At 52.3% G+C, this 25,411-nt stretch carries 27 protein-coding genes and 2 pseudogenes; 13 read left to right on the forward strand and 16 right to left on the reverse strand.

Translation table 11 applies throughout. The annotated features are described in order from the left end of the window. Positions 1–105: 105 nt before the first annotated feature. From BLR00_RS09960 to BLR00_RS09980, 4 genes and pseudogenes are all read left to right on the forward strand, one after another. Positions 106–1,509 carry an aspartate aminotransferase family protein gene (locus BLR00_RS09960; RefSeq protein ID WP_074632206.1) on the forward strand — a complete coding sequence of 468 codons (1,404 nt, stop codon included), beginning with the start codon at positions 106–108 and terminating at the stop codon, positions 1,507–1,509. Between the two features lie 61 nt (positions 1,510–1,570). Further along, positions 1,571–1,847: pseudogene (locus BLR00_RS17025) on the forward strand (integrase core domain-containing protein); the annotation flags it as partial. 28 nt (positions 1,848–1,875) lie between these two features. Continuing rightward, positions 1,876–2,136: pseudogene (locus BLR00_RS09975) on the forward strand (Tn3 family transposase); the annotation flags it as partial. Positions 2,137–2,495: 359 nt separating this feature from the next. Beyond that, the gene (locus tag BLR00_RS09980) at positions 2,496–2,813 is read left to right on the forward strand and encodes a putative signal transducing protein (RefSeq protein ID WP_074632208.1); all 318 of its coding nucleotides are present in this window, start codon (positions 2,496–2,498) and stop codon (positions 2,811–2,813) included. Between the two features lie 221 nt (positions 2,814–3,034). On the opposite strand, the gene BLR00_RS09985 is transcribed toward BLR00_RS09980, so the two are convergent. Further along, entirely contained in the window at positions 3,035–3,682 is a 648-nt protein-coding gene (locus BLR00_RS09985; protein ID WP_218124323.1) for a glutathione S-transferase family protein, read from the reverse strand. A gap of 336 nt (positions 3,683–4,018) precedes the next feature. After that, on the reverse strand, positions 4,019–6,214 hold the full coding sequence (locus tag BLR00_RS09990) for a TonB-dependent receptor family protein (protein WP_081346718.1): 2,196 nt from the start codon (positions 6,212–6,214) through the stop codon (positions 4,019–4,021). A gap of 407 nt (positions 6,215–6,621) precedes the next feature. On the opposite strand from BLR00_RS09990, the gene BLR00_RS09995 reads away from it, so the two are divergent. Further along, a complete protein-coding gene (locus BLR00_RS09995) occupies positions 6,622–6,876 on the forward strand; it encodes a hypothetical protein (protein WP_074632211.1) in 255 nt (84 codons plus the stop codon). A 264-nt stretch (positions 6,877–7,140) separates the two neighbouring features. On the opposite strand, the gene BLR00_RS10000 is transcribed toward BLR00_RS09995, so the two are convergent. The 5 genes from BLR00_RS10000 to relB all read right to left on the reverse strand — a co-directional run bounded on the left by BLR00_RS10000 (position 7,141) and on the right by relB (position 9,171). Continuing rightward, entirely contained in the window at positions 7,141–7,470 is a 330-nt protein-coding gene (locus BLR00_RS10000; RefSeq protein WP_074632212.1) for a HigA family addiction module antitoxin, read from the reverse strand. A 10-nt stretch (positions 7,471–7,480) separates the two neighbouring features. After that, positions 7,481–7,795, reverse strand: a complete 315-nt coding sequence (locus BLR00_RS10005; RefSeq protein ID WP_256324105.1) for a type II toxin-antitoxin system RelE/ParE family toxin — start codon at positions 7,793–7,795, stop codon at positions 7,481–7,483. 38 nt (positions 7,796–7,833) lie between these two features. After that, complete coding sequence (locus BLR00_RS10010; RefSeq protein WP_256324106.1) at positions 7,834–8,181, reverse strand: recombinase family protein; 348 nt, start codon at positions 8,179–8,181, stop codon at positions 7,834–7,836. A gap of 190 nt (positions 8,182–8,371) precedes the next feature. After that, on the reverse strand, positions 8,372–8,680 hold the full coding sequence (locus BLR00_RS10015) for a type II toxin-antitoxin system RelE/ParE family toxin (RefSeq protein WP_074632213.1): 309 nt from the start codon (positions 8,678–8,680) through the stop codon (positions 8,372–8,374). Between the two features lie 38 nt (positions 8,681–8,718). Beyond that, positions 8,719–9,171, reverse strand: a complete 453-nt coding sequence (gene relB / locus BLR00_RS10020) for a type II toxin-antitoxin system RelB family antitoxin (protein WP_074632214.1) — start codon at positions 9,169–9,171, stop codon at positions 8,719–8,721. A 408-nt stretch (positions 9,172–9,579) separates the two neighbouring features. Between relB and BLR00_RS10025 the strand changes: the two genes are divergently transcribed. After that, positions 9,580–10,089 (forward strand): GNAT family N-acetyltransferase, encoded by a 510-nt coding sequence (locus BLR00_RS10025; protein WP_256324107.1) that lies wholly within the window; start codon positions 9,580–9,582, stop codon positions 10,087–10,089. Positions 10,090–10,506: 417 nt separating this feature from the next. Here the strand turns inward: BLR00_RS10025 and BLR00_RS10030 are convergent, their stop codons facing one another. Continuing rightward, positions 10,507–10,899, reverse strand: a complete 393-nt coding sequence (locus BLR00_RS10030) for a cupin domain-containing protein (RefSeq protein ID WP_143007642.1) — start codon at positions 10,897–10,899, stop codon at positions 10,507–10,509. A 525-nt stretch (positions 10,900–11,424) separates the two neighbouring features. On the opposite strand from BLR00_RS10030, the gene BLR00_RS10035 reads away from it, so the two are divergent. The 3 genes from BLR00_RS10035 (at position 11,425) to BLR00_RS10045 (ending at position 14,689) form a co-directional block, all read left to right on the forward strand. Continuing rightward, positions 11,425–11,853: a GGDEF domain-containing protein gene (locus tag BLR00_RS10035; protein WP_074632217.1), complete on the forward strand. Its 429-nt coding sequence runs from the start codon at positions 11,425–11,427 to the stop codon at positions 11,851–11,853. 388 nt (positions 11,854–12,241) lie between these two features. Beyond that, complete coding sequence (locus tag BLR00_RS10040) at positions 12,242–13,636, forward strand: zinc metalloprotease (protein ID WP_146159990.1); 1,395 nt, start codon at positions 12,242–12,244, stop codon at positions 13,634–13,636. Positions 13,637–13,768: 132 nt separating this feature from the next. Further along, positions 13,769–14,689 carry a DUF1259 domain-containing protein gene (locus BLR00_RS10045; protein ID WP_074632219.1) on the forward strand — a complete coding sequence of 307 codons (921 nt, stop codon included), beginning with the start codon at positions 13,769–13,771 and terminating at the stop codon, positions 14,687–14,689. Positions 14,690–14,736: 47 nt separating this feature from the next. On the opposite strand, the gene chrA is transcribed toward BLR00_RS10045, so the two are convergent. Then, positions 14,737–16,101 carry a chromate efflux transporter gene (gene chrA, locus BLR00_RS10050; RefSeq protein ID WP_074632220.1) on the reverse strand — a complete coding sequence of 455 codons (1,365 nt, stop codon included), beginning with the start codon at positions 16,099–16,101 and terminating at the stop codon, positions 14,737–14,739. 349 nt (positions 16,102–16,450) lie between these two features. After that, positions 16,451–16,771, reverse strand: a complete 321-nt coding sequence (locus BLR00_RS10055; protein ID WP_074632221.1) for a hypothetical protein — start codon at positions 16,769–16,771, stop codon at positions 16,451–16,453. A 439-nt stretch (positions 16,772–17,210) separates the two neighbouring features. On the opposite strand from BLR00_RS10055, the gene BLR00_RS10060 reads away from it, so the two are divergent. Beyond that, complete coding sequence (locus BLR00_RS10060) at positions 17,211–17,918, forward strand: DUF4410 domain-containing protein (RefSeq protein ID WP_107797587.1); 708 nt, start codon at positions 17,211–17,213, stop codon at positions 17,916–17,918. A 212-nt stretch (positions 17,919–18,130) separates the two neighbouring features. Here the strand turns inward: BLR00_RS10060 and BLR00_RS10065 are convergent, their stop codons facing one another. Continuing rightward, the gene (locus BLR00_RS10065; protein ID WP_074632223.1) at positions 18,131–18,838 is read right to left on the reverse strand and encodes a hypothetical protein; all 708 of its coding nucleotides are present in this window, start codon (positions 18,836–18,838) and stop codon (positions 18,131–18,133) included. Positions 18,839–19,292: 454 nt separating this feature from the next. Between BLR00_RS10065 and BLR00_RS10070 the strand changes: the two genes are divergently transcribed. Together BLR00_RS10070 and BLR00_RS10075 are read left to right on the forward strand one after the other, a co-directional pair. After that, entirely contained in the window at positions 19,293–20,567 is a 1,275-nt protein-coding gene (locus tag BLR00_RS10070; protein ID WP_074632224.1) for an O-antigen ligase family protein, read from the forward strand. Between the two features lie 76 nt (positions 20,568–20,643). Further along, complete coding sequence (locus tag BLR00_RS10075) at positions 20,644–22,620, forward strand: ATP-dependent nuclease (RefSeq protein WP_074632225.1); 1,977 nt, start codon at positions 20,644–20,646, stop codon at positions 22,618–22,620. 130 nt (positions 22,621–22,750) lie between these two features. Here the strand turns inward: BLR00_RS10075 and BLR00_RS10080 are convergent, their stop codons facing one another. Together BLR00_RS10080 and BLR00_RS10085 are read right to left on the reverse strand one after the other, a co-directional pair. Continuing rightward, the gene (locus BLR00_RS10080; protein ID WP_074632226.1) at positions 22,751–23,095 is read right to left on the reverse strand and encodes a type II toxin-antitoxin system RelE/ParE family toxin; all 345 of its coding nucleotides are present in this window, start codon (positions 23,093–23,095) and stop codon (positions 22,751–22,753) included. Beyond that, positions 23,092–23,337 (reverse strand): type II toxin-antitoxin system Phd/YefM family antitoxin, encoded by a 246-nt coding sequence (locus BLR00_RS10085; protein ID WP_074632227.1) that lies wholly within the window; start codon positions 23,335–23,337, stop codon positions 23,092–23,094. The genes BLR00_RS10080 and BLR00_RS10085 overlap by 4 nt, the downstream gene beginning before the upstream one ends. Before the next feature lie 454 nt (positions 23,338–23,791). On the opposite strand from BLR00_RS10085, the gene BLR00_RS16365 reads away from it, so the two are divergent. Continuing rightward, positions 23,792–23,989, forward strand: a complete 198-nt coding sequence (locus tag BLR00_RS16365; RefSeq protein WP_371130401.1) for a hypothetical protein — start codon at positions 23,792–23,794, stop codon at positions 23,987–23,989. Here BLR00_RS16365 and BLR00_RS10095 read toward each other — a convergent pair. The 3 genes from BLR00_RS10095 to BLR00_RS10105 form a co-directional block, all read right to left on the reverse strand. Further along, positions 23,934–24,743, reverse strand: a complete 810-nt coding sequence (locus tag BLR00_RS10095) for a hypothetical protein (protein ID WP_074632228.1) — start codon at positions 24,741–24,743, stop codon at positions 23,934–23,936. The genes BLR00_RS16365 and BLR00_RS10095 overlap by 56 nt on opposite strands. Before the next feature lie 67 nt (positions 24,744–24,810). Then, positions 24,811–24,999: a hypothetical protein gene (locus BLR00_RS10100; RefSeq protein WP_074632229.1), complete on the reverse strand. Its 189-nt coding sequence runs from the start codon at positions 24,997–24,999 to the stop codon at positions 24,811–24,813. Next, positions 24,999–25,295, reverse strand: coding sequence for a hypothetical protein (locus BLR00_RS10105; RefSeq protein ID WP_074632230.1), 297 nt, complete (start codon positions 25,293–25,295; stop codon positions 24,999–25,001). Before BLR00_RS10105 ends, BLR00_RS10100 begins: the two co-directional genes overlap by 1 nt. Between the last annotated feature and the right edge of the window lie 116 nt (positions 25,296–25,411).

Consider the following 25,411-nt stretch of genomic DNA (forward strand, 5'->3'; position numbering starts at 1 on the left):
CGGAGCTTTCCCGGACTGGGATTCCGCATGAATTTTAGTTAGCGTCCTAGCTATTCACCAGCTTATACATTCTGATTTCTTATCCTTTAATTACTAGACTAAATCATGCCAATTGATATTAACGCGATACTTAACGAAACCCGAGGCAAGAACTTCGAACTTTATGAAGAGTATGTGAATCCGGTATTCGTCAAGGTATTGCGGACACTCGGATTCAATCGCTCATGGGTCAGGGGAGAGGGTTCCTATCTTTGGGACGAAACGGGTACACGCTATCTTGATTTCCTTACCAATTGGGGCGTCTTCAATTTTGGTCGTCGTCATCCAGCCATTCGCGGCGCATTACAGCAAGTGCTGGACTCTGACTTTCCTGGATGGGTTGGTTTCGACGCTCCACCACTTGCCGCCGTTTTGGCTCGTGAACTCGTAAAGCGTATGCCGCCGGGGCTGGACACTGTTTATTTCAGTAACTCCGGAACTGAAGCCATCGAGGCCGCGATCAAATTCGCGCGTGCACATACCGGGCGACCTTGCACGGTTCATCTTGCAAAAGCATTCCACGGTCTGACCATGGGCGCCTTGTCACTGAATGGAGAAGCAAGTTTTCGTAGGGGTTTTGACCCGATGCTTCCCGATAGTTCAGAGGTGAAACTTGGTGATCTTGCTGGTCTTGAAGCACGTTTTGCCGTGGGCAACGTTGCTGCATTCGTCTTCGAGCCAATACAAGGCAAGGGTGTCAATATCGCCAGCAATGAATATCTTCTCGGCACACAGGAATTGTGCCGGAAGTATGGCACCCTGATGATCTGCGACGAAGTACAGACAGGCATGGGACGTACTGGGCGCTTTTTGGCCACACAGTGGATTGATGGTCTGCGCCCTGACATTATTTGTCTTTCCAAGGCATTGTCTGGCGGTTACATTCCAGTGGGTGCAACGATTACACGTCGGGCGGTATACGACAGTGTTTACGATAGCATGCACCGTGCGATCGTGCATGCTTCTACCTTTGGTATGGGTAATATGGCGATGGCCGCGGCACTGGCTTCGCTGCGTATTCTGGACGACGAGAATCTCATTGTACGTGCCAATGAACTCGGGGCACGTTTCCGTATTGGTATCGAGGCGATGATGCCACGCTTTGAATTCCTGAAGGGTGTACGCCAGCGTGGTCTCATGATCGCCATCGAATTTGGACAGCCCGAGTCAATGTCGCTAAGAGCAGCATGGGCCATGGTGAACAAGATGGATGAAAATCTCTTCGCCCAAGCCATTGTTCTCCCTCTTCTGGACGACCATCACATCCTTACCCAAGTGGCCGGTCACGCTATGCCCGTCATCAAAATTTTGCCACCCCTGAACATCAGCGAGAGCGATGTGGATTGGTTTCTGGAAGCGCTTGAGGACGTATTAGTTAAGTTACACAAATTTCCCGGACCGGCTTGGGAGGTGTTAAAGAAGCTAGGCACCCACGCCCTTACTGCGAAACGGCGCGAAGGCCGCTCTTAGATATCCCATGACCTTTCTCACGGATGATGTGGGTCGATCATGGACTGGAATTCATCAGCTGGCACTGGATGCATGGGCTCATGCCAGAGCGTGAAGCTGGCTTTTATCCAACCGGGCAAGCCCACCCAGAATGCTTATATCGAAAACTTTAATGGTCGATTCTGAGTGAGTGCCTGAACAACCGTTGGTCCTTGTATGAAGCGCGCGTTCTGATCGAAGCATGGCGAAAGGATTACAATTCAACAAGGCCGTATAGCTCGCTTGGCAATTACACGCCAGCCGAATTTGCAGCCCAACATCAATTTACAACCCAGGATTCTACTGCACCGTATAGCTAATTAGGGGGAGCAGGTCAGCGACATGTCTCACCGCAGGGGCCAGGAAGATCAGTTGAGCGCGTTGGGGCGAGTTGTAAATGTAGTCGTGTTGTGGAACACGATCTACATGGATGCTGTACTGACACAACTCCGGAAAGAGGGGCATCCCGTTCTCGATGAGGATGCTGCCAGGCTTTTACCTCTTGGTCGCGAGCATATCAACATGCTGGGTCACTACTCTTTTGCGGTTCATGATTCGGTCGCTCGGGGCGAACTGTGTCCGCTTCGAAGCCCTGCCGAGAATCATTGAGTCGGTTCACTGTTCCACTGCTCCACTGCTCCCAAGACCCCATAAACGAGGAATGAACAACGGAGCGCGTTGATGGTTTTACTTATATGCTCATAGCCCGGGGATCATGTTAATGGTGGTGAATTCACTTCCCGCTCTGAAATAGGCTAAACTCAAACCTTGCGGCACGGCGCCCGCGAGTGATGGCGAGGCAGGTTGCGAGACAGTTTTACCGGTTGGGAGAATTCATCGTTTGGTCTATGAGTGCCGGGCAAGCGGCAGAAATGGCTGCAAAACAGCCCATTAGCACTCGCGTAGCTCGGAGGGCCGTCTAATGGATTATCCGGGTTCAAATAAATTTATTCGCGCATCCACGGTAAATGAAGAAACTTTGTTCCGCCACGAATCTGATGGAAGCTCATATCATGCTTGATCTTCTCGGGCATGCGTATATAGCGGCGAGGTTATTCAATGAACATGCGCAGGGCGGTATGGGAGACATCCCGTTTACCCATGCTTATCCCGAGGTGTGGGTTGTCAACGATAGCGATTTTGCTCGGGGACAGGCGATCGTAAGTGCTTTTGAAAAAGCTCCAATCGAAACGCGCGTGGTATTTTGCCGCGCATGTGGCGAAGAGAATCCGCACAATTTTCAATTGTGCTGGCAGTGTGGCGCCGGGCTGGAGGCGATATCCTAGCAGCCTGCCGGACTGGCGGGATTGAAGCCAGGAAAATATAGCTGCACCACCTGAGCGCCGCCGCCCGCGGCCATCCCATCTAGGAGTATTGCTTAGCAATACTCCATACTAATAGAGGTCGCTTCAAGAAATGGAAATTTACGCACGCTGAGGACGCAGCACAGCAAGTAGGGGCTTTGAGGGGAAGGGACTTTATGCGCGCCGTGGCCGAATTTGACGATCTATCCCGCCTCGACCCTTGCGCCGTACGCCGCGATGGTGCGCTTCCACGCGGGTCGGGCCAGGCACCGATCTCGATACGACGCGACTCGCGGATACGGCACGATTAATCCCTCGTTCTTGATGCCCGAGAGCAGCACGTGCGCCATCAGGATGTCGGCGACCGTGAAATCTTTTGTTGCGACGAAGTCGCGGTCGGCGAACCAGCGCTCAAGGTTCGTCAACACCCGATTGATCCAGCCGATCAGGAAATCGCGGGGCTTGCTGCAACTCCCATCGGCTGTCCAGTCGTGCACCATCAGACTAAGCAGCGGCGGTTCCACCGAGTTCATCGCGGTAAAACACCAGCGTATTACCTGCGCCTCGCCCGCGTGGTCGCCGGGAATCAAGCGGCCGGACTTTTTCGCCAGGTAGACGACGATGGCGGCGGATTCGGACAGCACCAACCCGTCATCATCGATCGCCGGAATCTGTTCGAAAGGGCTCAGCCGGCGATAGGCGTCTGTGGTCAGGTCGTGTGCGGGGTGGTCCATGCCGACCAACTCGAAAGGCAGTTGCATCTCTTCGAGCGCCCACAGCACGCGCAGGTCGCGGGTGTGCCCGCGTGCGTAAGCGTTGACCTTGGAAAAACCGTAGAGCTTAAGCATCATGACGTTCCTTCGATTCGTCTGTTTTGATTACCCAACCGCGCATTCAGTTCCACATGTTGCGAGTCTTGGTGCAATTGCGCAAACGGCCGTTTGTGCAACGATACTTCACGCCAGCACGAAACCATCGACGAAACGCTATTACCGCACGTCCCGCCTCTAGGCTGGGAGCACATCAATCTGACTGGCGACTACGTTTGGCACGCCAACAGGCGGGCCGCACGAGGTGGGTTCCGTCCTTTGTGGCCAGTCAAATCGGCGTTACCAAAAGCTTAGCCTACGTAAATTTCCGGTTCTTGAGGTGACCCCTAATAGTGCTATCAATGATCGCGCACTATCTTAGAAGGTGTAAGTCGCGCTTACCCCCACCATATAATTACGCCCCGGCGCGGGCTCATAAAAGCGGCCATTGCCTTCATTGATGATCACCGATCCACTGTATTTTGTATTGGCGATATTATCCATGCGAACGAATTCAGTGAACTTCCAACCACGGAATTGATGCGAATAGGCGACGCGAATATTTGCCATCGCATACTGCTTCGCGGCTTCGGTATTGGTATCGTTGACAAAGATTTTGCCCCGGTAGATCGCCTCTACCGCCGCTGAAAAACCTGGTTGGCCACGCCGCCAGGTTAACTCCGCATAAGCCGTGTTGCGTGGCACGCCAGGCAGAAAATTGCCTTCAGCCACAGTTACCGTACGCGGCGCCGCGGTCGGGCGATAAGTATAGGCATCCTGGAAAATTGCATCGAGATAAGTGTAGGATAGAAATGCGGAAAGATCTGGCCCGAAACGTGAATCAAGCGAGAGTTCCACGCCGCGCCGTGTCGTATCGGCCGCGTTCTGGAAGGTGGCCCGGCCGCCGGAATTCGTGGCAGGCAGGATTTCACCGGTAACGAAAGCCTGGAAAAGCGCAAGATTGATGCGCGTGTTGTTCGCAGGCAGCCACTTGAGTCCCGCTTCCACGTTAAGACTCCGGCTTGGCCGCAGCGCAAAATTAAGGCCGCTGGCGCCGTCCGGCCGATAGGCGAGTTCAGCGAAGGTGGGCGTTTCGAAACCGCTGCCGGTGCTGACATACAGGTTGAGGCTGGATGTCGCCTTGTACAACAGCCCCAGCACCGGATTCACATTCTGGAAAGTGATGCCGCCGCTGTCATCGGGGTTGCCCGTACGCGTGTAGAAATCCTCGGATTTGAATTTCACCTCCGTATGGCGTACCCCGGCGGAGAGAATCCAGGATGGCACGAATTGCCACTCGGCCTGCACATACTGGCCGAAACTGGTGACCGTGTTGTTCTCGTTGCGGCGCAGATCGCCGCGCACGCCCAATGTTGCACCGATGAAGTTTTCGAAACCTTTTCGCCTTTCCTTAGAGCTATCGTAGTCGATCCCCGCCGTCAGCGTTAACGGCCGTGGGCCGCTGGTGCGATGCGTCCATCGCAAACCCAGCCCGCCAAATTGGCGATCCAGATCGACCACGCCTCCGGAACTGGTAACCGGAATCTGCGCGCCACGCGGTATGGCGAGAAATTGCAGAATCTCCCGTGTTCCCGCATAGCCGATCAGCTTGATCGTGTTCGAGGGAGAAAGTCTATGTTCATAAACCAGGCCGCCCTGCGTATTGTCGATACTTTTACGGGTATTGAAAGTGGTGGCGCTTGCGTCCGCCTGGCGTGGATCAGCGCTCATCTGGACGCGCGTCAGGCCAAGCGGGTCCTGTGTGTTGCCCTGGTGCAGTTCGTTGGTCACCAGTGTAAGCGTGGCGTCATGAGCGAACCGATAGGTCAGCTTTGCGTTTGCCTGGTAACGGGTAGCTGCACTGTGATCGCGATAGCCATGCGTCTCGAAACGGGAAATATCCACCACGTAATTGAACGGACCTGTTCCGGTTGCCTCCGTTCCGCCGAGCGTACCGCCAAGCTTGAGCTCTCCGCGAGTGGTGCCATAGCTGCCTCCCAGAAACATGGCGGATAACACTGTGCCCGGCGGGCCATCCTCGGTGAACGCCTGTATCACGCCGCCTGGGGCATTGCCATAAATAGCGGAAAAAGGCCCTCTCAACACTTCGATGCGCTGGATCGATCCCAGATTGATGGTGGCCGCCTGGCCCTGGCCGTCCGGCATGGTGGCGGGAATGTCATCGACGATCATCCGTATGCCACGAATTCCAAAAGTGGAGCGTGCACCGAAGCCGCGGCTGGATATTTGCAGATCCTGGGCGTAGTTCTGTCTATTCAGAATTACCAGGCCGGGAATACGGGTCAATGCCTCCGAAAGATTGACAAGAGGCCGCCCGTCCCGGATGACAGGCGCTTCCACCACGTCAATGGACATGGGCAGTAGAAAGCTCGACTGGTCAACGCGGGTACCCGTGACGACAACCGGGTTGAGCGTGGGCGTGGTGTTCGAGGATGAAGCCGCCACAGCCTGAGGACTTTGCTGTGAGGGAGACTGGGCTGAGGAGAAGCCGGATGCAAACGCCAAAGTAACCAGGCTCACTACCCGGCAACCATCTGGTATGGGGGTCTTCAAACCTGAATCAGGTAGTTGAATGGGGTGAAGTACGCGTTTTTCCGGGAGATGAGGCAAGGTATTGCCAGCAACGTGGCCATACGTCGTAAAAACATGCAGTCCGCCCTATTATGCTGATCCACCGGAAAGGCAAAATCCAAATGACGCGGAACATATACGTAGATCATAGCGCTACACTGAAAAACGAGCGGTCAATTGCATTCATTAACTTCCGACTTTTACTTAATCATGCGCAATGATAGCGATACTGCCGGTCATCAATCAACCTGCGCCGCATATCCGAAATATTGTCGCAGTACCGTCAGGATGAAATCTGCCAATTTCCCCTTCGATATTTGAATCCAGGCCTTTACAGTCCATCATGGTTGAGATAGGATTGATTCTCATTCACATTTATGGAGGCAACCATGACAACCTTGACGCGTGCTGATGCCCAGGTTCTTGAAGCGTATACCGATGCCTTGAGAGCGCTCGTTACCGCTCTAGGGTGGCAGATCGACCCCGTACGTTTACATTCGGACCTTCAGTCGATCGCGGGTGTCGCGCGGAAGGATGGCCAGGGCGCGTCGGCGGGGCTGATAGATGAACTTGCGCGCACTGTCGAAGCCAGGCTTCTGACAACGAAGGTAAGTATTGAGCGAACGGTCATTCCCTTTCGCTGACAGGGAGCGTTTCAGGCCCCCAACACACGATAATTTGACTGAATTGGTGATCAGTCAATCTCTGAGCGGGTCTTCCATGGAGCACATTGCTGGCAAAACCGGGGTATTCCGGAATGCTTCGGCGGCCTTTCGACTTGAAGGAAACCGGCTGCAAAAACGTCTGGCTGGCGATATTTCACCGCCCTATCGGGGCTCCCCCATTTTTAGTGCAATAACTGACGGTGCGCAAAGCTGGCAACGACACGGGGTCAGCTCGGTAAGGTATTACGCATGGATCGCCTCTTTCTTGATATCTTTCAAGGTCAGAACCTTGGCCAGCGTATTTTTAGGCTCAGTCTCAGCCATAACAAGGTCATAGTGCGTTTGGAGATTCAGCCAGTAATTGGGCGTCATGTCAAAAAAGTGGGCCAGGCGCAGGGCCGTATCAGCGGAAACGCCGCGTCGTGCTAATACAATGTCGTTCAAGCGTGTGCGGGGAACACCTATGGCATTTGCCAGGGCGTATACGCTAATACCAAATGGCTCAAGAAACTCATCCTTGAGTATCTCGCCAGGATGAGAAATCAGGTTCCTGCGGTTGTCTTTTGCGGTCATTACCTAGCTCCTAGTGATAGTCTTCGATTTTTACATCGTGCGCATCACCATCTTTCCAGATAAAACAAATGCGCCATTGTTTATTTATACGGATACTATGCTCAGCCCTCCGCTCCCCTTTCAGTTTTTCCAACTGATTGCCGGGAGGAACGAGAAGATCCTTGATATCTCCGGCGGCATGTAGCGTCTGAAGGCGGGCATAGGCTCTTATTTTAAGAGCCGATGGAAGTTTTCGGCTTTTACCTGTAAGCCAGAACTCTTCCGTTTCTTTATCTTTAAAACTAAGTAGCATAATAAGCGTAACGAAAAACGTTACGTCTGTCAAGAAAATTGGTACTCAGGCCCGGCGAAAGGCCGACTGAGCTATTTTAAGCGGCTTTCTGTTTGCTTCGGTTGCCTTCCACTAAAGCCCATGATGCCACACTGCGTGTATCGATAGGTTACTCTGTCGCCTTGAGGGTGACCCCTTGCTTTTTCAGCGTGGACATGATCTTTGATGCTGCGCGCAAGGCGGTCGATCTGCGTGACGACCAGCGTATCTTCAGGACTCAGGAAATCCAGCAGAATCTGAAGTTCAGTCCGGCCCTCCCGGCCGGCTCCACTCACTTTCTCGGCCCAGACCACTTCGCACCCGGCGACGCGCAGCGCTTGTTCCCGCAGCGCGAAGTCTTGATCGCTGGTCGAAACACGCGCATATCCGTGAAGCGCCATGGATCAGAATCCGTCTCGTTAGCCTTTAGAGCCTCAGACAATATCATACCGAAAATAACAAAAAATCCTATTGAGACACAAAAAGCGTCTCATTATGGTGACCCGACTTGGCCGGGCGGTAGGTCCAAGCTCTGCTCCGCATTCGTCTTTGCCACTCCTGGAAACAGCGCTCGCACGCCGGGGCTGGTAATCAAGGCATTTGTTGAGCCGTGTGCTTCACTCTCAAAATTTCGACGGTGCGCGCCTCATCTAGCACGCGGTAAAAAACGATGTAGTTCCGATGGGCGACTAGCTCGCGCAGGAGGGCCGGCAGGCCGGGCCTGCCAGTACGGCCGAGCTTGGGATGCTGCGCAAGCGGCAAAGTTTTGTCGCGCAGCTCTTGGCCGAACGCCTCCGCTTTGGTCGGATTGTCCTGGGCAATGTAGTCAATGATGCTGTCTAGGTCGGCCTCAGCTATCGGTCGCCAGACGATGCGATAAGGGGTTTTTGCCTTCGTCATAAGTCAGTCGGCCACCTCATGCTGCTGTAACTGCTGGTTTATGCGCGCTTCCGTCCTGCCGCCTTGTGTCGAGCAATCCGGGCATCCATCCGCGCCATGACTTCATCGTGCGGAATGCTCGGCCGGGGGTCGTCAATAGATGCCTGAATCTCGGCAGCCAGCCACTGGTTATAGGCGGCGGCTTCGTGCGCTTCACGCATGGCGTCTGCCCTGCCCCGGTTGCCTGCGTCCGGTTCCTTGTCCGCGGGGTCGTATTCGCTCGCGTCGAACTTGCCTACCGTGATGCCAATATCACGCAACACCTTCAACGCGGCCAGCGGATTGCCGAAGCGGCGCGGCTCGGTGCCGCGTGCCTTCGACAGCACGGCACCGGAACCGCTGCGGGTGGCAATCTGGACAAGAAACACCCCGCCCTGCCCCTTCAAGGTCACGCCTGACACGCCGCCGGCATTACTTGCAGCGCGTAGCTGCTCTATGGTCATGCTTTGCATGGTCGGCTCCTTGTTAATATTCCAATTAAATTGGATTTATTGTGCATGATTTCAAGGAGACATGCAACGGTAGATAAAAATAAAGGGGGCATATGCCATCTACCGGTCACCGGAACATTACCGCTGAGCGCTGGCACTTAATTATTCCTGGTCGGCCTCAATGGAATGTAGGCCGACCCGCTTGAATGCAGGTAAATGCAAGCCTGGCCGTTTTCAAATGCGAGCCGTTACACTTAAGATCTAGACTGTATGGTGGCGGAGGTGCTTAAATTACTCGCTAATTTTTTGGGGCGGTTTGGATCTGCTTGCCAACAATTAAGTTAAAGTGCGGGTTGTTCTAATTAATGGTGGTAGGAAGCCTGAAAAGGCCGCTACCGTTCTCAGGAGAAAAAGATTATTAAGATCATTTTGTGTAGCTACCAGAAACATGCGGATAAAATTCTGGATATATTTAACGATGAAATTCTTAATTCAACGGCACTCTACGAATATAAGCCGCGTACACCTGAAAGTATGGTTTCCTGGTTCAGAGCAAAACAAGAGGGAAATTTTCCAGTAATAGGACTAGAGGATGAGGGCGGCGAGCTGTTAGGGTTCGGAAGCTACGGAACCTTTCGAGAATGGCCAGCATACAAATATTCCGTGGAACATTCTGTTTACGTTCGTAAGGATCAACGTGAAAAAGGTTTCGGCCTGCTAATAATGAATAACATGATCGAAAATGCAAGGAGTCAAGGTTATCATGTTCTCATTGGGGGAATCGACGAGTCAAACATGGCAAGTATTTATATGCATACCAAGCTCGGCTTCGTTCATGCAGGAACCATCAAACATGCGGCATTCAAATTTGGACGTTGGCTTAATCTCAGCTTTTACCAACTGATACTCGATACGCCAGAGAATCCAGTTGATGGGTAACTTTATATCGGGATCCCCTCGTTTTTAGTGCAATAACTGGCGCTTGGAAAACCCTGCCCAGCCTAGAAGGGTTTGTGCAAGGCATTGAGTCTAAGAAGGTTTCTGTTTCATGATTTTATCGGCTGGAAACCTGCAGCGCCACCCATCTGCAGTGCTACAAGGATTTCTGATCGACCGACTATTCCAGGTCGGCAGGACACACGAATTTTACCCCTACTGTTGGCAGAGCCGCTCCACTGGTAGATATTGTTGCTCCAGGCATGGTCGGTCACTTCCTACGGCTGGTTGCAGGTTTAGGTCCAGTTGTTGTCCTGCGCAGTGCCCGCCAGGTTATGGGTCAGGGGATGGTCGTTGAGAACCCTCCAAATCTATACTACCCAGCCATTTTTCACTTCGGTTTCTTAAGCCGGCACGTTTCTAGTCGTAGGTGGTTAGTTGCTCGCCCGTCGGGGTGATAAGCGTGGCTAGAAGGCGCGCTGGTACGGTCCGACTGGGATTCTCCATGAACGAGTGCACCGTTCCGGGTGGTTCACTCCAACTTTGTCCGGGATGAAATTCGATTATTTCGCCGCTGTTAAGCTGCGAACGAACCGTACCCTCGAGCACATAGACAAACACCATGCCTCCATGGCGATGGCTGCCGGTTTTAGCCTCGGGTGCGAGGTTCACTACAACTGTTGTCAGAGTAGTTTTGGGATCATCCGGAAGAACCTGCGACGTGACGGGTGTAAGGGTTATCCCGGTTGATGTTACGCCGGCCCGCGCGTCGGGCGCACCGGTTATCCATCCCATCCATAGCAAACTCGCCATAAATAAAATCGAAAATACTTTAACAATATTTGGTAATAATATAATTGAATTGAATTTCACGTCATCTCCTTCGGTTGATCATTCTCGCATAAACAGATGTTTCACCCGGCACACAGCAGGCCCGGAAAACCATCTAAATGGATATTCAGCAGCATATCCGACTTGAAGAATCGAGACGAAAATGCGAGTGGGCAAGTACAGATTAAACGATTCTGAAGGCTAATAGTTATTCTATGATCGGACAAGCGGTGAAATAGGGACCCGCCTGACGCTTTGCAGCAACTTTCCTCCAAATAAAGGGTAGACCCAATGGTCATGCCACAGCCGCCATTTCCATCACAATAGAGTCAATCGTACTTCACGTCCAGAATATATTGGTTTTTGGTTCCATTGCTGTCCACGCCTTATACAATTTTTCTGATATAAAATGAAAAATATACTTGAAAATATCAAGACTATTAAATCAGCGGGAGTAGTCAGCCATGCAACAGATCCCAAAACTACACACTCAAAATCACCGTCAAGATGCTTAGAATCATACCCCCGCGTCCCGGTTGGGTGCCTGCCTGGGACATTCCCAAAGTGCAACCCCATCAGGCGGGTGACATGGTGCTATGCGAGGTGGCGCGGCGGGTGACGGAGATGCTCAGGCCTTATGATTCCTTTGGCGGTTATGGCGGAGAAGAATTACTAATTGTGTTGCCCGAATGCGATGCGACTGATGCGTTGACGATAGCAGAGAGGGTGCGATCAGGGATTGCCGATCAACCGATAACGACTAAATTTGGCTTGATACCAACCTCGATAAGCCTGGGGGTGGCAATGGCTGACAAGGAAACTTTACTTTTCGATGAACTCATTCGGCGCGCTGATGATGCACTTTACCAGGCTAAAAAAGAGGGACGCAACCGTGTGGTGTTCGTAAGCGCAAATTTGCGTGGTGAAGTAACCTAAAATCTCCCGTTCGGGGGGTAATCCCACGTGTCATTTATACCAAATCTCTTAAGTCACAATTCGACCCCGCGTGGGGGACAGCCCTGGAATAGGCCTGAACCCCGCCTCGTTGGTGCTACTGTGATCGAAATGGCGGTTTCGCGCTCGCCGTACTTCTCCTATGCGGCTGCATCCACCTTAATCCGGCGGGCAACCCGCTAGATAACGGGTTCCGCCATCGCCACGTTGAGAGACGCCGATAGCAAACGATCGAAACTTGATCTATGTTAATGAATATCCGGAGCCATGGGTCTTTTGATTAACTGATAGGCGTGAAGGAGGAGCAACCATGTGTGGCAGTGATAGATTTACCGTCATCTTGTCCCATTTAACATGCCGGTTCTGTTCCTTGACGAGGTTCCTGGTATCGGTGGCAACTCTGTTCGCTACGGCGAATGCGCTCCTGCCCATGCCCAACGCGTATGGATTCGCTTTTCTCAGCGACCAGCGAATGGTGAATCCGGATTTCGGGGCGAGGATTGGACCGAGGTTCATACCAGTCCCGGTCCACTGGACGAACGCGACCCTGATGCCGTCACCTGTTCCTGGGGCCTTCGCTCAACGTACGCTCAATATCACGTTCAACACGGCACCGGGATTCATCGTCCCTGTGACCGACCGGCCCGCGCTCGCCAACGCGGTTACTACTTGGAGCAATCGAAACCCGCTGGCTGCGAACAACATTGTTGCGAATCCCGATGGCTTTCCCGCCGGAACCCCTGTGAAGGTGTTGGGAGGGCAGAACTATGATCTCGAATCGATCCTGCTGCACGAATTGGGGCATGCCTTCGGGCTCGACCATCCAAATCTTGCAGACCGCTCGACGCCAGAGCTAGATCGCGCCACCGCGAGCACCAAGGGCAACAACGGCATATTTGACCTTGGCACGGTCGATGGCATCCCAGGGAATTTCAATGACAACCGCGGGGATGATCTATCGCTTCACCTCGTCGATCAGGATAACAACCCGTTTAGTGGCTTGCCCGCGTTGGCCGGCAAAGAAGGATTTTTTCTGGATGGCCCCTTCGTAACCGGTGGGTACGCTCAGGCACCGACCCGGGTGGTCGCCAGCGCGGGCCGCATTGCAACAGGATTCGATGCCATCGCTAATCTGGAAGCAGTCATGGTTCAGGGACTTCCAGCGCTTGAGTCCCATCGCGCGTTGGCATTAGACGATGCGCAGGGCCTGTTCTACCTGGAAACCGGCGTTGATCAGCAGAGCCGCGGTGATCGCAGGGCCACCCTTCTGGATAACTACATGTTCAACTTCGTTTTTAACCCCACGGGTGTGGCCAATGCGGGGGGTGCTCCTCCGGCGGGAACCCAGATCCTTGTAAACAACACGAGGGTGGCGCCACGACTGGGGGAGACCGTGTTCCAGCGACCACTTGCCAACGCCGTCGTCCGATACGATATTGATGCCGCGACCAATGCCGCGCTTGCGCAGACAGATATCTGGCTTGATGGGCCTATCGAGAGCTTGGGCAGCCAGATCCAGTTCGTGGATATCACTTATTATGACACCCTTGGCCCTATCGTTGCCGTCCCTGCACCTGCGACGCTCTCGCTAGTTGCCATAGGTGGCTTGTTGCTTCTTGGCGCTATTCATCGAAAGCGGGTTGATGGCCATCCAGGATCGGGGCGAGGTGCGGAATCGCGCCCGCTACCTCTCCCCACCACTGGCCAAGCAGGTCGGCAGGACTATATGTCTCCCACTTGGACTATCCAAAGTATTTTCCGATGATCATGAAATGTTCAGGCACAGCAGGATAATGTATGACGTCTTGTAATGAATGACGGCACCATCGCCGGGCAGAAACGCACAACTGTCCGCCTGCGAATAGCCTGATATTTTCCCTCTCTAAGGAGGTACCGCATGCCGCACTCTCTTTTCCTACAACATTCGATACTGGCTACTGCGCTGATCTTTGGTTTGGCAAGCGCTCATGCAGCTGACACACCGGCCGTGGATGCTGTCAAGATTGAACAGATCACAGGCCTCAAAGGTAAGTTATCTCAAGAAGAAAATGTCTTCAAGGTCTCCAAGCCGCGTACCGACGTCAAAATCCAAATCGATAAGTGGACGATGGTGCCCTTCATGGGATTGACTTCCTGGGCCGGGTTTACACCTGCCCAAAATGGGCAAGTCGTGATGATGGGCGACACGGTACTGTTCGAGGATGAAGTAAACCCGGCCATAAGTGCTGCATTCGATGCCGGCCTGGAAATCACGGCCCTGCACAACCACTTTTTCTTTGACCAACCGAAAGTGTATTTCATGCACATCGGCGGTATAGGCACTGCGTCGCAACTCGCCACCGGCATCAGGAAAATTTATGACAAAGTGACTGAAATCAGGACAGCAAGACCCGCCCCTGCGACAGAGTTTCCTAAAGCGATTGTCCAGGAAAGTAAGATTGCTGGAGGGCCATTAGAAACAATCCTTGGCATGAAAGGAGAGCTGAACAACGGCATGTTCAAGTTCACGATAGGCCGTGACGCTACCGTACATGGCGTAAAGGTCGGTAAGGAAATGGGAGTAAATACCTGGGTGGCATTTGCTGGCTCTGATACCCAGGCCGTGGTCGATGGTGATTTCGCAGTACTCGAAGACGAGCTGCAGCCTGTTCTAAAAATCCTCCGGGCGGGTGATATCAACATTGTTGCAATCCACCAGCATATGACACATGACCGGCCCCATTATTTGTTTATACATTATTGGGGCAAGGGCAGCGCAGAAGATTTAGCCAGAACTGTCAAAACCGTCTTGGATTTTCAAGTTAATTTCCGTCAATAGCATCCCTGCATTCTCCGGGAATTTCTGGCTTAGCGTTTTCCAGATGTTCAATGAAATAGGTTCGATGCCATGCCCAGGATGCCGCAACTCAGGATAACGGGTATGACTCCTACTTTAAAACGAAATAAGGCAATCAGGGCTATAGCAGTAATCAGAACAGGAAGCCAGTCCACAGGCTGATCCAAGCCCGAAGGCCAGAATACATGATAGGCGAAGAACAGGGCAAGGTTAACGATCACTCCTACCACTGCGGCAGTAATGGCTGTGAGGGGTGCTGTCAGCTTCAGATTGCCGTGTGTGGTTTCGATAAAGGGACCTCCTAGCAAAATAAAAATAAAACTGGGTAGAAAAGTAAAAAAAGTGGCGATTGCAGAGGCAACAAAGGCTGATGCAAAGATGGCATCAGGGCCAAAGACTTCCTTGGTCCAGCCGCCGACAAAACCCACAAAAGTGACCACCATGATGAGAGGACCAGGAGTGGTCTCGCCCAGAGCAAGCCCATCAATCATCTGGACCGGGGATAACCATTGGTAATTTTCCACCGCGCCTTGATAAACATAAGGCAGAACTGCGTAGGCTCCGCCGAAGGTGAGTAATGCCGCCTTGGTGAAGAACCAGCCGATCTGCGGGAAAGTACCGTCCCATCCATAACGGAACGTCAGCGCACTTATCATAGCCACCCAAAGAACCACCCCCACAGCTGTGATACGAGCCAGTTTTACCCAACTAAACAAGGCATGGGCGGGCGTGGGGGTATCGTCATCAATGAGAGCGGGACCGAATTCTTTTTGAACACTGCCATGTCCCCCGCCTGGCTTGAAGTATTGAGGAAAGATGTTTCTCCCCACAAAACCAATCAGACCAGCCGCAAGTACGATAGCGGGGAACGGCAGTTTAAAAACAAAGATCATAAAAAATGCGGCGGCAGCAATGCTCCAGGTTACGGGATTTCGTAATACCCGCGAGCCAATACGATAAGCAGCGAACAGGACAATAGCAACCACCGCCGGCTTAAAGCCGTAGAGCATGCCCGCCACTGCTGGGAGTGAGCCGTAAGCCATATATACCCATGCAAGCCCTACCAGAATAAAAAATGAAGGCAGGACAAACAATCCGCCTGCTATGATTCCGCCCCAAGTACGATGCAATAGCCAGCCAATGTAGGTAGCGAGCTGCTGAGCTTCAGGCCCAGGCAGGATCATGCAGTAATTCAATGCATGCAAGAAACGCTTTTCCGAAATCCAGCGTTTCTCTTCCACCAAATCGTGATGCATGATTGCGATTTGCCCAGCTGGGCCGCCAAAGCTGATGAATCCAAGCTTTAACCAATACAGGGCAGCTTGTGCGAGCGTGATGGGCGTAGGGGACTTCGGGATTTGTGAGGTCTTGCTATGGTTACTTCCGACGTCCATGGATTCTCCTCTGCGGGGCAATCCCCTAAGATTGGAGCAGGCCTTGGACGCAAGCGTCTTGAATGGGGAGGCTGCGAAATCCCCGATTTAGTACCGGATGTTAATTTTTTACGGTGAAAAAAACAAGAGGTCGACCAAGTCTATATGTTGCCAAGATGGTCAGAAAAAGGCGGGAAACTGTTTTTGGCATTGCTGAGTTGCTGAAGGTGGATCGCACTATCCTAAACGGTACGCTGAATTGGAGATAATAAGCCCTGGAAGTTTGGCCGCTACGGGGGCTCACTGAAGCTTATCGTACGATTTTTTCTGAATTCTGCGTGCTCCCCAAAAACCTGCGCGCTGTCTGTCACTACAAGAAAAATCTACGCAGGCCTCTCGCACGCCCCAAGACTTTTCTTGCTGCTCTATATGTTTTTTTATAATTATTTTTCAATCGCTTGTTCTTATCATAGGCGGGGTCCAAATAAGGCCAGTATGCGTTCTCGCCAGGCGTGCCATGAACCCAGGTACCGCCACCGCCACCCCAGGTTTGTGCCTCATCAGACGCGTTCAGCAGCCTGAAATATGTGGAAGAAAGCCACCATGCACCGAAACGTGCCCTCGCGAGATCCACATAGCCGCTCAGATAATAGAGTGCCCATGAGGCTGCCCATCCAATCGTTTTACGCATGATTCCTCCCCGGGTTTGGAACCTGCCCTAGGCAGGTTATCCATGGGTCATCTTACGAGCATGGCGGATATTGACAATTGGACTCAAGTACTAGCAGGACGGGGCAATACGGTACGGTGCCCTAAATCAGCCGATGCGTCCGCTTACTTGTGCAGGAGTGAGGCCGACCGTGACAGAGGATTTTCAGAAAATGCGGGGATGCGCCAAGGGGCCTCAGCGGCGGCCCGCCGCTCCTGCGGTGCCAGCGGCACCGCAGGAGTGCTGCGCCAACACAAACTCCAGATCCTCCTATCATCTGTAGTAGTCAAGATTTGATCTGACACTGGTTGTCAGGTTCGAGTTACTGGAACTTGTTGCTATCAAGAATATATCTGCTATAAATAAAATGAGATAAGTTATAACCGTCGTTATAGAGCTATTCCCTTCACCGGAGATTTCTATGAACCCGTTAAGCCGCGTCATGGTTTGTTTGTTTGCTATAGTCGCCATTGCTGGGTGCGCGTCAAGCACCGTCAAGGAACGACAGGAATACCGGGGTGGAAAGATAGCTCGGCCCGATCACATCATCGTATATAACTTCGCAGCCACCCCTGCCGATGTGCCAGCCGAGTCCCCTCTTGCCGGCCAAAATCTTGAACATAGTACGTCACAAACGGCGAACCAGACCGCTACCGGACGTCGACTGGGCGCCCAGATCGCAGCAGGTCTGGTCACGAAAATTCGTGCCATGGGACTGCCAGCGCAGCAGGCTTCGACCAAAACTTCGCCACAAGTTGGCGACCTTGTGATCAGAGGTTATCTCATTTCAATCGAAGAAGGCAGCACTGTCAAACGTGTCTCAATCGGCTTGGGGTCGGGTGCTTCCGAGTTAAAAGCAATGGCGGAGGTCTATCTGATGACAGACAGTGGACTCCAAAAACTGGGTTCCGGCCGTGTAGATTCCACTGGAGGTAAAGCACCGGGAGGAGCGATGGGGGTTGCTGCCCTCGCTGCGACAGGCAATCCAGCCGGTCTCATCATTGGCACGGGCATGAAAATGTACGGGGAGACCACTGGGAGCAGCAAAATCGAAGGCAGGGCCGAGGATATGGCCACGGAAATCGCCAATATCTTAAAGGTAAAGTTCAAAGAACAGGGCTGGATCTAATCGGGGAAAATCGGGTTGGGACCATTTACCTGGTTGTCAAAACTGACGCTTGAGTTGCAGCACTTCATTGCTTCCCCAATAAACAGACATTAGACGATACCACCGTCTGCTCTTGGGCTTTAGCGTTAGTGCGAATCTGACATTGTCTGCCTGATTAGATCCAAATTAATACACATCATCAATACCGTCGATGCCCGGCTGGTCACGATTTTCTATTTGTCATGGGGTGCTTGCGGGATATTGAAGTTCAGCGTGGCGCGGTGGCGAAATGCTTCAAATTTTTGCCCTTTAAATTCCCCTGGCTGCCTTTCCAGGTGAATAACCTCCAGAACATACTGGCCAGACCACGGCGTGGTGATGCTGACCCTGCCATTTTCGTCGGTGTGGCGCTCCTGCATCCAGAAATTTGGGGCGTAGACCATGAGCTTGGCTTTTGCGAGCGGTGCGTTCCGTAAATAAACGATGAATGCGTTAGGCGATCCACTCTCCGGCAGAATGTCGAGTACAAGTTCCGGCTTGGGCGTTGAGCGCCGCAGCAGCGGACTGAAGCGGGTATAAAACATCGGCTTTACAATGCCAATACCGTGCTCGGTCCAGTCCTTGACTTCGTAACCGAGCTCCTCGGCGATCAATGGGAATGTGCGGTTCGAGGTCATCCCCAAATCAAAGTGATTCCCCTTCCGGATCACTTTCAGCTCCTGCCGCTTGCCGTTCGCATCAAGCAGCCATGCCTGCGGTCCTTTTATCTCATCCAGCCTGCCACCGGTGACTTCTTTTTCCTGATCCTGGTATTCACCGAAATAAAGGCGCGCATGATTCATCTCATCCCGTTCTATCCAGATATAATGCGCGGCTGCGGGGAGCGTGTGGAATAACCCTGTTAAAACAAGGGACATACGGATAAGCAGCATCTTAAGCATGGTGTATTTCCTTAAAATATGAAATAACTCCGCTTGGGAAGCGGGCGCAATAGAAGCGGCAGAGAGGATGATCTCTATCGCAGTTTATCACCCCCCTATCATTTGCCGGTGGTCATTCTAGTCCATTAATCATTCCTGAATGACCCTGCCCAGCGCGGATACGGGAGTTCTGGAGAAAACATTGATGTTCTCGATTTTGGCTATTTGACCTGAAACGCAATCCACTCACCTGACGCATGGCAGACTTGTGCTGATATCCGAACGAAGCTAAAGCAGCCGCCGGGTAGCAGCTCATTTCGGCAAACACTGTACGGCAGCATACAGACGGCTATATTACGCAATGCGTATTATTATATGGCATCCCTGTATGGTATCTGCATCGTCGGCATCTCCCTTGAGATCCAGGCTTACGTGCCGCTAAAAATCCAAATGATAACGGGAATCTCAAGCAAACATGAGTTCTGAATCAGAAACCCGCAGTCCGGAAGATTGGATTCGCCAAAACCCCGTCGCCTCACCCAGGCAGACGCCAAGCACTTTCGATTGGCGCGATGTGCTGGCAATATCCGCACTATTTTTTTTCGGTATCGCCTTATGGAGCAGAGGGCTGAGCCTCTATGCCTATTATCTTCTGGTTCTGGCCTGGCTCCTGGACGGCGGCCTGGGCAGAATCAGGGAGACGATTAAAGAACCTCTTGTATTGGCAATGCTTACCCTGTGCATGGTGCTTGCGCTTGGAATTTTATGGAGTGAATATCCTAAACTTGGATTAAAGGTGTGGAATAGATACTTTGCATATTTGATCTTTATTCCCTACTTATCCCTTCTAAGTAAAACACGAGTGTCTTGGGCGATTAGCGGCGCGCTTATCGGTTATTTTGGTGTGCTCCTCATCGGCATATACCAGTGGATAGTTATAGGCGCACAGGGTATTCCCCCTCTTGGAATAACTTACCTGGACTTTTCCACAATGCTCGGGATCGGGGTCATATTGACGCTTTATCTGGCAGGCAGCAGCAACGGTAAAAAAGCAAGAACTTGGTTATGGCTTCTGGCGGTTTTTCTGCTGTTTATGCAGTTTAACCAGAATGGACGTGCACTACTTATCGCCACTCTCGTTTCATCGGTGTTTTTGCTTTTCCTGCTGCACAGAAAAGAAATCAAAAAACTCCTCGTTGCTACGGCAGCATTACTCGTTGCGATGGTATTTTTTGCATACGGCAGCGACAGTTTCCAGCAAAGGCTCGTTCAGGCCAGGAGCGATATTGAATTATCCAAGCAGGGAAAATATGACTCCAGCCTCGGATACCGCTTTGCCATCTGGGACGTCGGCCTGTATGGGATTGGGGAACGACCGGTACTGGGTCATGGCACGGGGATGGCGGCTCCCTACTTTGATAAGACCGTCGAGACCTACAAGGGAGGGCTTTACAAGGATCTACCGAATTTTCTCAAAACCTATCACTACCACAACGACTGGATCGAGATCGGAATGCAGATGGGCGCACTTGGCATGCTGACGTATGCTTTCTTCTTATGGAGCTGGCTTCGAACGCTGAAAGCATACCAGTTAGGCATTCCAGGGGCAGCCTTTACGTGTTTCATCATTCTTTTCGGATTAACGGATGTGCTTGTAATATTCAGACAAAATCTTTATCTGCTTCTTGTCATCACCGCCATTGGGGTCGCGTGGCAGAAAGCATATGCGACACGATTTCTCTCCGAATGAAGAATGTAAACCAAAAATCCATTGCTGACTAACGTCATGTATATGTCTACAATGGCATTTACGTGGAGGAGCTTACATGAAACTGGTGCGTGCACGAATTCAGAATTTCCGAAGCATTGACGATTCTGATGAGTTCAGTTTTGATGAACATATCACTTGCTTCGTCGGGAAGAATGAATCGGGCAAGACTACTCTGCTGACGGCTCTCCACCGCCTCAATCCAATCTTCGATGATGCCAGATTTGACCGGCAGAAAGACTACCCGCGCCGCCATCTATCAGATTACGAAGAACGCCACGAAGGTGAAGACGCGGCCGTGGTCACGACATGGTGGGCCATCGACCCAGCCGAGCAACAAGCGATCACCGATGTGTTTGGAGCTGGAGCACTGGCGAGCGACAAGGTGGTGGTGCAGAAGGATTACAGCAACCGGACCCGCTGGACGGTGAGCTTCGATGAAGCTGCGATCGTTCAACATCTTATCGATACCAGCGGCTTTCATGATGATGAGAAGGCGCAGATCGGTACGGTCCGCACGGTGGCGGAACTGAAGGCGCAAACGGAATCGCTTCATGAAACATCACCAGGGCGGACACATTGCCTTCATCGAATCGGGCGGGATTTTCCCGAAGGCTCGGTTTCACAGGGCATTGTGCAGCTGCTGGATTTGCCGAAATTCATGCTGTTCTCCCAGTATCAGCGGATGCAAGGTCAAGTGAGCCTTGAGCAGATCCGGGAGAGGGAATCGAGCAATACGCTTGAATCCTCCGACCAGGTGTTCATCGCGCTCTGTGACATGGCCTCCACAACGGTTGAGCAGGTTGCCTCGATCCAGGATTTCGAGAGCCTGGTTTCACGCTTCGAAGGCGCCTCCAACAAGATTTCGGCTGAGATGTTCCGTTATTGGAGCCAGAATAAATTCCTCAAGGTGATTTTCCGGCTCGACCATGCGCTGCCGGGCGACCCGTCTCCCTTCAGCAGCGGTCGCATTTTCCGGACACGCATTTTAAACAAGCTTCATGACGTGACGGTTCCATTCGACGATCGCAGCACGGGTTTCGTGTGGTTTTTCTCGTTTCTCGCGCTGTTCTCACAGGTGAAAAAGCGGAACCAGAGGAAGATAATCCTACTGCTGGATGAACCGGGGCTGAGTTTGCACGGTAAGGCGCAGGCCGACCTGCTGCGATACTTCAGGGAGCGTCTGGCGCCTGACCATCAAGTCATTTACACGACACATTCACCGTTCATGGTGCCGGCCGATGATCTTCCTTCCGTCCGCACCGTGGAGGACGTGGTGATTTATCATCAGGATGAAGCGCCTGAGGTTCGAGGCACCAAAGTGGGCGGCGATGTGCTCAGTACGGACCCGGACACGCTCTTCCCCTTGCAGCATGCGCTGGCCTACGAGATTACCCAAGCCCTTTCCGCCAATGAGCATACGCTGCTGGTGACCAGACCGTCCGACCTGCTTTATTTGAGAGCCATGTCGGAAGTATTGCGCTCGCATAAGCGCACTCCGCTCGACCCGCGCTGGACCATTTGCCCGGCCGGTGGTATCGAGAAAATTAGCGCTTTCATGAGTCTTTTCGGGGGTAATCGATTGCAGGTGGCAATACTGACGGACTTGGCTTCAGACCATGAAAAGGTCGAAGACCTGCGCCGCTGGAAAATTCTGCGTGATGGCCATATTTTCACGGCGGGCGCGTATGCCGGTCAACGCGAGGCGGATGTTGAAGACATGCTCGGCGCGGGGCTTTATGCGGAGATCGTAGGCGCAAGTTTCGGTCTCAAGGGAAAACAGGCCGTCGCCGCCCTGCCCGCCGGATCACGCATTGTAACTCACACGACAGAGCGTTTCCGGACACAGCCAGAAACGGCTCTGAATACGGCTCCGGAATTCGATCGTTACGTGCCCGCCGTCTATTTCACGGAACATCAATCCGACATCGTCAAAAAACTGTTTGGAGCGGATTTAAAAGTGACGCTTACCCGCTTTGAGCAGTTATTCAGCGACTTGAATGCGCTGTTGCCGGAAACTAGATCGGCTTCCTAGCCCGCGATCTTAATTCCGAATTCCATTGATCCGGCGAGAGATCCCACGAATTCCGTCGTTCCGGCCTGATCCCGGAAACTGGATACCGACTACCTAGCCCATACTAAACTTTAGATACTGCCCGTCGTTTTCAGTCATCTTCGAGCCCATCAAGCGTAATATCCGGAAAAATGAGATTTTCACTGCTTAAATTCTGTTCAATATCCATGTTCTGGTGCAGGATACCGATAATCTCGATTACACTTCCCGCCACCCGGTAAAAGATTATGTGGCTGCCTTCATTGAAACTGCGGTAACCTTCCTTTACTTCATCTCTTGACTTTCCAAACATTGGATTGTCTGCCAGACATCGCATCCGTTCCCGAAGGTGCGAACTATATTTATCTGTCTGGGCTTTGCCCCATTGCCGGGTTGTATATTTGCGTATATTGATAATATCCGTTTTTGCTTCTGGTGAGAGGATATAGCGTTTCATGCTTCATTTAACAGCTCGGCAAAAAATATTTCGCCGTCCACCCCTTCCCCTCTATCCAATTGCCCCTCGCCTATGGCGAGCTTTGCCCGTAACCTTTCGAGCTTCATTTGCCGGTACGCTTGCGCTGACATGACTACGGCAACCGCCCGGCCATGTTTTTCAATAGAAAGAGGTTCTCGTTGCACAGTATCCAGCATTTCCCCAAAATTATTTTTTGCATCTTTAGCGGCTATGGCTTTCATGGTGAGCCCTCCCAAAAATAGCTCTTATAGACATAGTAGCTATTATAACCACTAAATACAGACTAAAAGTGACTGATCGTTCAAATGCAGTGAGTAATCTGGCGCTGTTGCAAGAAATAAGAAGCGTGGCGCACGATTGTGTTTTTCAGGGCAGATCATCAGCGCCATATTTACATGGCACGATGCATTTTCATGCCTCTATCGTAATCAGGTAAAAAAGGGTTAACGTGCCCGTAATTTACCCAACTTACTCACAAGGTTTTACAGGAATTCTGTGGACTACCTGGCGGAAAAAAGGGTCGCGTGGCGATTATGAACTTCATATTGACGCCGGGGCGCCGTAGCGGCCCCTTTGCGGATTTCAGCAGTCGCCTGAATACGCCTCGAATGTGGTAAAAAAATCCGCAGTGCTATCAGCCACCCCATAAAAATAGAGAGCTGCAGCCTGTGCATACTGCCAAGCATCGGCATAGCCCTCTACCCTGATCATCGGGACGAAGCGCAACAACTTCTCAGGCATGCGGACAAGGCTATGTATTTTGAGACAAGGAACGATTTTCCAGTAGTCCATCCTGAAATGCCCCGCCCACCCCGATCTATCGGGAAAGCATGGAAGAAGGAAAAAACCGGATCGCCAATTCCTTCAAGTTGACATCCTGTGCAGCGCCATCCTCGAACCTGAATTTCCAGCTGCTTTGCGGATCATCCGGATTCGCTGGTATTGGATCATCCGCGAGATTTATGCCCCCCTTCTTCAGAATTGCCCTGGCGCCTTTGGCATCACCGCTTAGTAGCAAGCTCAAGGCATCGGGAATGCGCTTTTTCTTTGCTTCCCAGGCTTTGTTCATCCATGGCGCCATTTCCGCCAAGAGGCCATGTTTTTTGTAGATGCCTGCCATTCGCGTCAGTTCATCCGGGTCATCCAGGAGATTGCCGGTCAGCATGCGTCGGGCGATCATCTCGTCGGCCGACGCCGGTGCACCGGGACGGTTCTTTTGACCAGCGGATTCCTTGTGCAGGCTCATCAGGCCCGCACCATGATCCGCCGGGGCCGCGGGAATCTCCGATTGAAGCCCGCTCACTGAATCTCCCCCGGTGGATTGCCGGGAAATGGGGTTTGCCTCGAGAAGCGCATCCGGGCCGGAGCTTGGCAGACCCGGTTTAAGTATGGCGGATGGCTGCTGCATCGTTTCCTCCCAACCCGCGGCTATTTCATCATTGGCTGCTCTTAGCCGGTCGCGCGTGCCCTTATGATAAGCAGCCTTATCCATTCTTGCGCCGTGAATTTCCGCTTCGCGCTCATCCGCTCTTGCTATTCGCGCCGCCTGTTTCTGCCTGAGCGCCATATTCTGGCCGCTACGTGCGCCCTCCGCCAGCCCACCCGCAAATGCACCAAAGTTAAACATGTGTTCCTCCGTTCATGGTTCCCTTCATTCGCTATCGCACTGTTTCAGACTGGCGCTCCATCACAAATTATTTGAGCCGCTTGAATTCGCTTGCCCGCATGAGCAGTTCCAGTGTTGTTTCGAGTTTGATCACGCGCTCTGTCAGATTTTCAATCTTGTCCTGCTGGGTTTTGATTACCTCGCTTTGGCGAACGACCCTGTCCTCCAGCTTTATCATCGAGGTCAGGGCACCCCATACGCGATCCGTCACGCCCATCAGATAGCCTTGCCCATATTTCCGGATGCCTCGGCTTCCATTGCAGCTATCCGCTTGTTGCTGGCTTCCACGAACGCCAGCACTTCGTCGATTGACTCGGATGCCCGGTCCGCGGCGGCCTTGGCCTTATCGGCAAGGATACCTAATTCTTCATCCGCCGCGGCGGATTCATATGCCGTGGCACCGCGACGCATCAATTCCGCGACAGGAAGCCCCAGTTTCTTGGCCTTAAGCATGATCATTTCTTTTTCCTGGGGCGTGGCTTGCACCACAATTCTTTCAATCGCTGTTGCCATGAAAACTCCTTTAGTCTTGAATAAGCTTATCCTGTACATGTACAGTATATGTACATCTAACGGCTGTCAATGATAATCTCCAGCATGTTCTCATCTTAATGAAAAGGAGTGGGGCG

Source organism: Nitrosospira multiformis (genome assembly GCF_900103165.1).
GTDB lineage: Bacteria > Pseudomonadota > Gammaproteobacteria > Burkholderiales > Nitrosomonadaceae > Nitrosospira > Nitrosospira multiformis_D.

Excerpts from the sequence above, each read along its gene's own strand:
- relB (WP_074632214.1), bottom strand. The coding sequence starts at position 9,171 with ATGCAAAGCATGACCATAGAGCAGCTACGCGCTGCAAGTAATGCCGGC.
- BLR00_RS09960 (WP_074632206.1), top strand. The coding sequence starts at position 106 with ATGCCAATTGATATTAACGCGATACTTAACGAAACCCGAGGCAAGAAC.
- BLR00_RS10015 (WP_074632213.1), bottom strand. The coding sequence starts at position 8,680 with ATGACGAAGGCAAAAACCCCTTATCGCATCGTCTGGCGACCGATAGCT.
- BLR00_RS10065 (WP_074632223.1), bottom strand. The coding sequence starts at position 18,838 with ATGCTTAAGATGCTGCTTATCCGTATGTCCCTTGTTTTAACAGGGTTA.
- BLR00_RS10000 (WP_074632212.1), bottom strand. The coding sequence starts at position 7,470 with ATGACCGCAAAAGACAACCGCAGGAACCTGATTTCTCATCCTGGCGAG.
- BLR00_RS10035 (WP_074632217.1), top strand. The coding sequence starts at position 11,425 with ATGCTTAGAATCATACCCCCGCGTCCCGGTTGGGTGCCTGCCTGGGAC.
- BLR00_RS10105 (WP_074632230.1), bottom strand. The coding sequence starts at position 25,295 with ATGGCAACAGCGATTGAAAGAATTGTGGTGCAAGCCACGCCCCAGGAA.
- BLR00_RS10085 (WP_074632227.1), bottom strand. The coding sequence starts at position 23,337 with ATGAAAGCCATAGCCGCTAAAGATGCAAAAAATAATTTTGGGGAAATG.
- BLR00_RS10055 (WP_074632221.1), bottom strand. The coding sequence starts at position 16,771 with ATGCGTAAAACGATTGGATGGGCAGCCTCATGGGCACTCTATTATCTG.
- BLR00_RS10060 (WP_107797587.1), top strand. The coding sequence starts at position 17,211 with ATGAACCCGTTAAGCCGCGTCATGGTTTGTTTGTTTGCTATAGTCGCC.
- BLR00_RS10045 (WP_074632219.1), top strand. The coding sequence starts at position 13,769 with ATGCCGCACTCTCTTTTCCTACAACATTCGATACTGGCTACTGCGCTG.
- BLR00_RS10080 (WP_074632226.1), bottom strand. The coding sequence starts at position 23,095 with ATGAAACGCTATATCCTCTCACCAGAAGCAAAAACGGATATTATCAAT.
- BLR00_RS10100 (WP_074632229.1), bottom strand. The coding sequence starts at position 24,999 with ATGGGCGTGACGGATCGCGTATGGGGTGCCCTGACCTCGATGATAAAG.
- BLR00_RS10095 (WP_074632228.1), bottom strand. The coding sequence starts at position 24,743 with ATGTTTAACTTTGGTGCATTTGCGGGTGGGCTGGCGGAGGGCGCACGT.
- BLR00_RS09980 (WP_074632208.1), top strand. The coding sequence starts at position 2,496 with ATGAAGAAACTTTGTTCCGCCACGAATCTGATGGAAGCTCATATCATG.
- BLR00_RS10075 (WP_074632225.1), top strand. The coding sequence starts at position 20,644 with ATGAAACTGGTGCGTGCACGAATTCAGAATTTCCGAAGCATTGACGAT.
- BLR00_RS10010 (WP_256324106.1), bottom strand. The coding sequence starts at position 8,181 with ATGGCGCTTCACGGATATGCGCGTGTTTCGACCAGCGATCAAGACTTC.
- BLR00_RS10030 (WP_143007642.1), bottom strand. The coding sequence starts at position 10,899 with ATGGCGAGTTTGCTATGGATGGGATGGATAACCGGTGCGCCCGACGCG.
- chrA (WP_074632220.1), bottom strand. The coding sequence starts at position 16,101 with ATGGACGTCGGAAGTAACCATAGCAAGACCTCACAAATCCCGAAGTCC.
- BLR00_RS09995 (WP_074632211.1), top strand. The coding sequence starts at position 6,622 with ATGACAACCTTGACGCGTGCTGATGCCCAGGTTCTTGAAGCGTATACC.
- BLR00_RS09985 (WP_218124323.1), bottom strand. The coding sequence starts at position 3,682 with ATGATGCTTAAGCTCTACGGTTTTTCCAAGGTCAACGCTTACGCACGC.
- BLR00_RS10070 (WP_074632224.1), top strand. The coding sequence starts at position 19,293 with ATGAGTTCTGAATCAGAAACCCGCAGTCCGGAAGATTGGATTCGCCAA.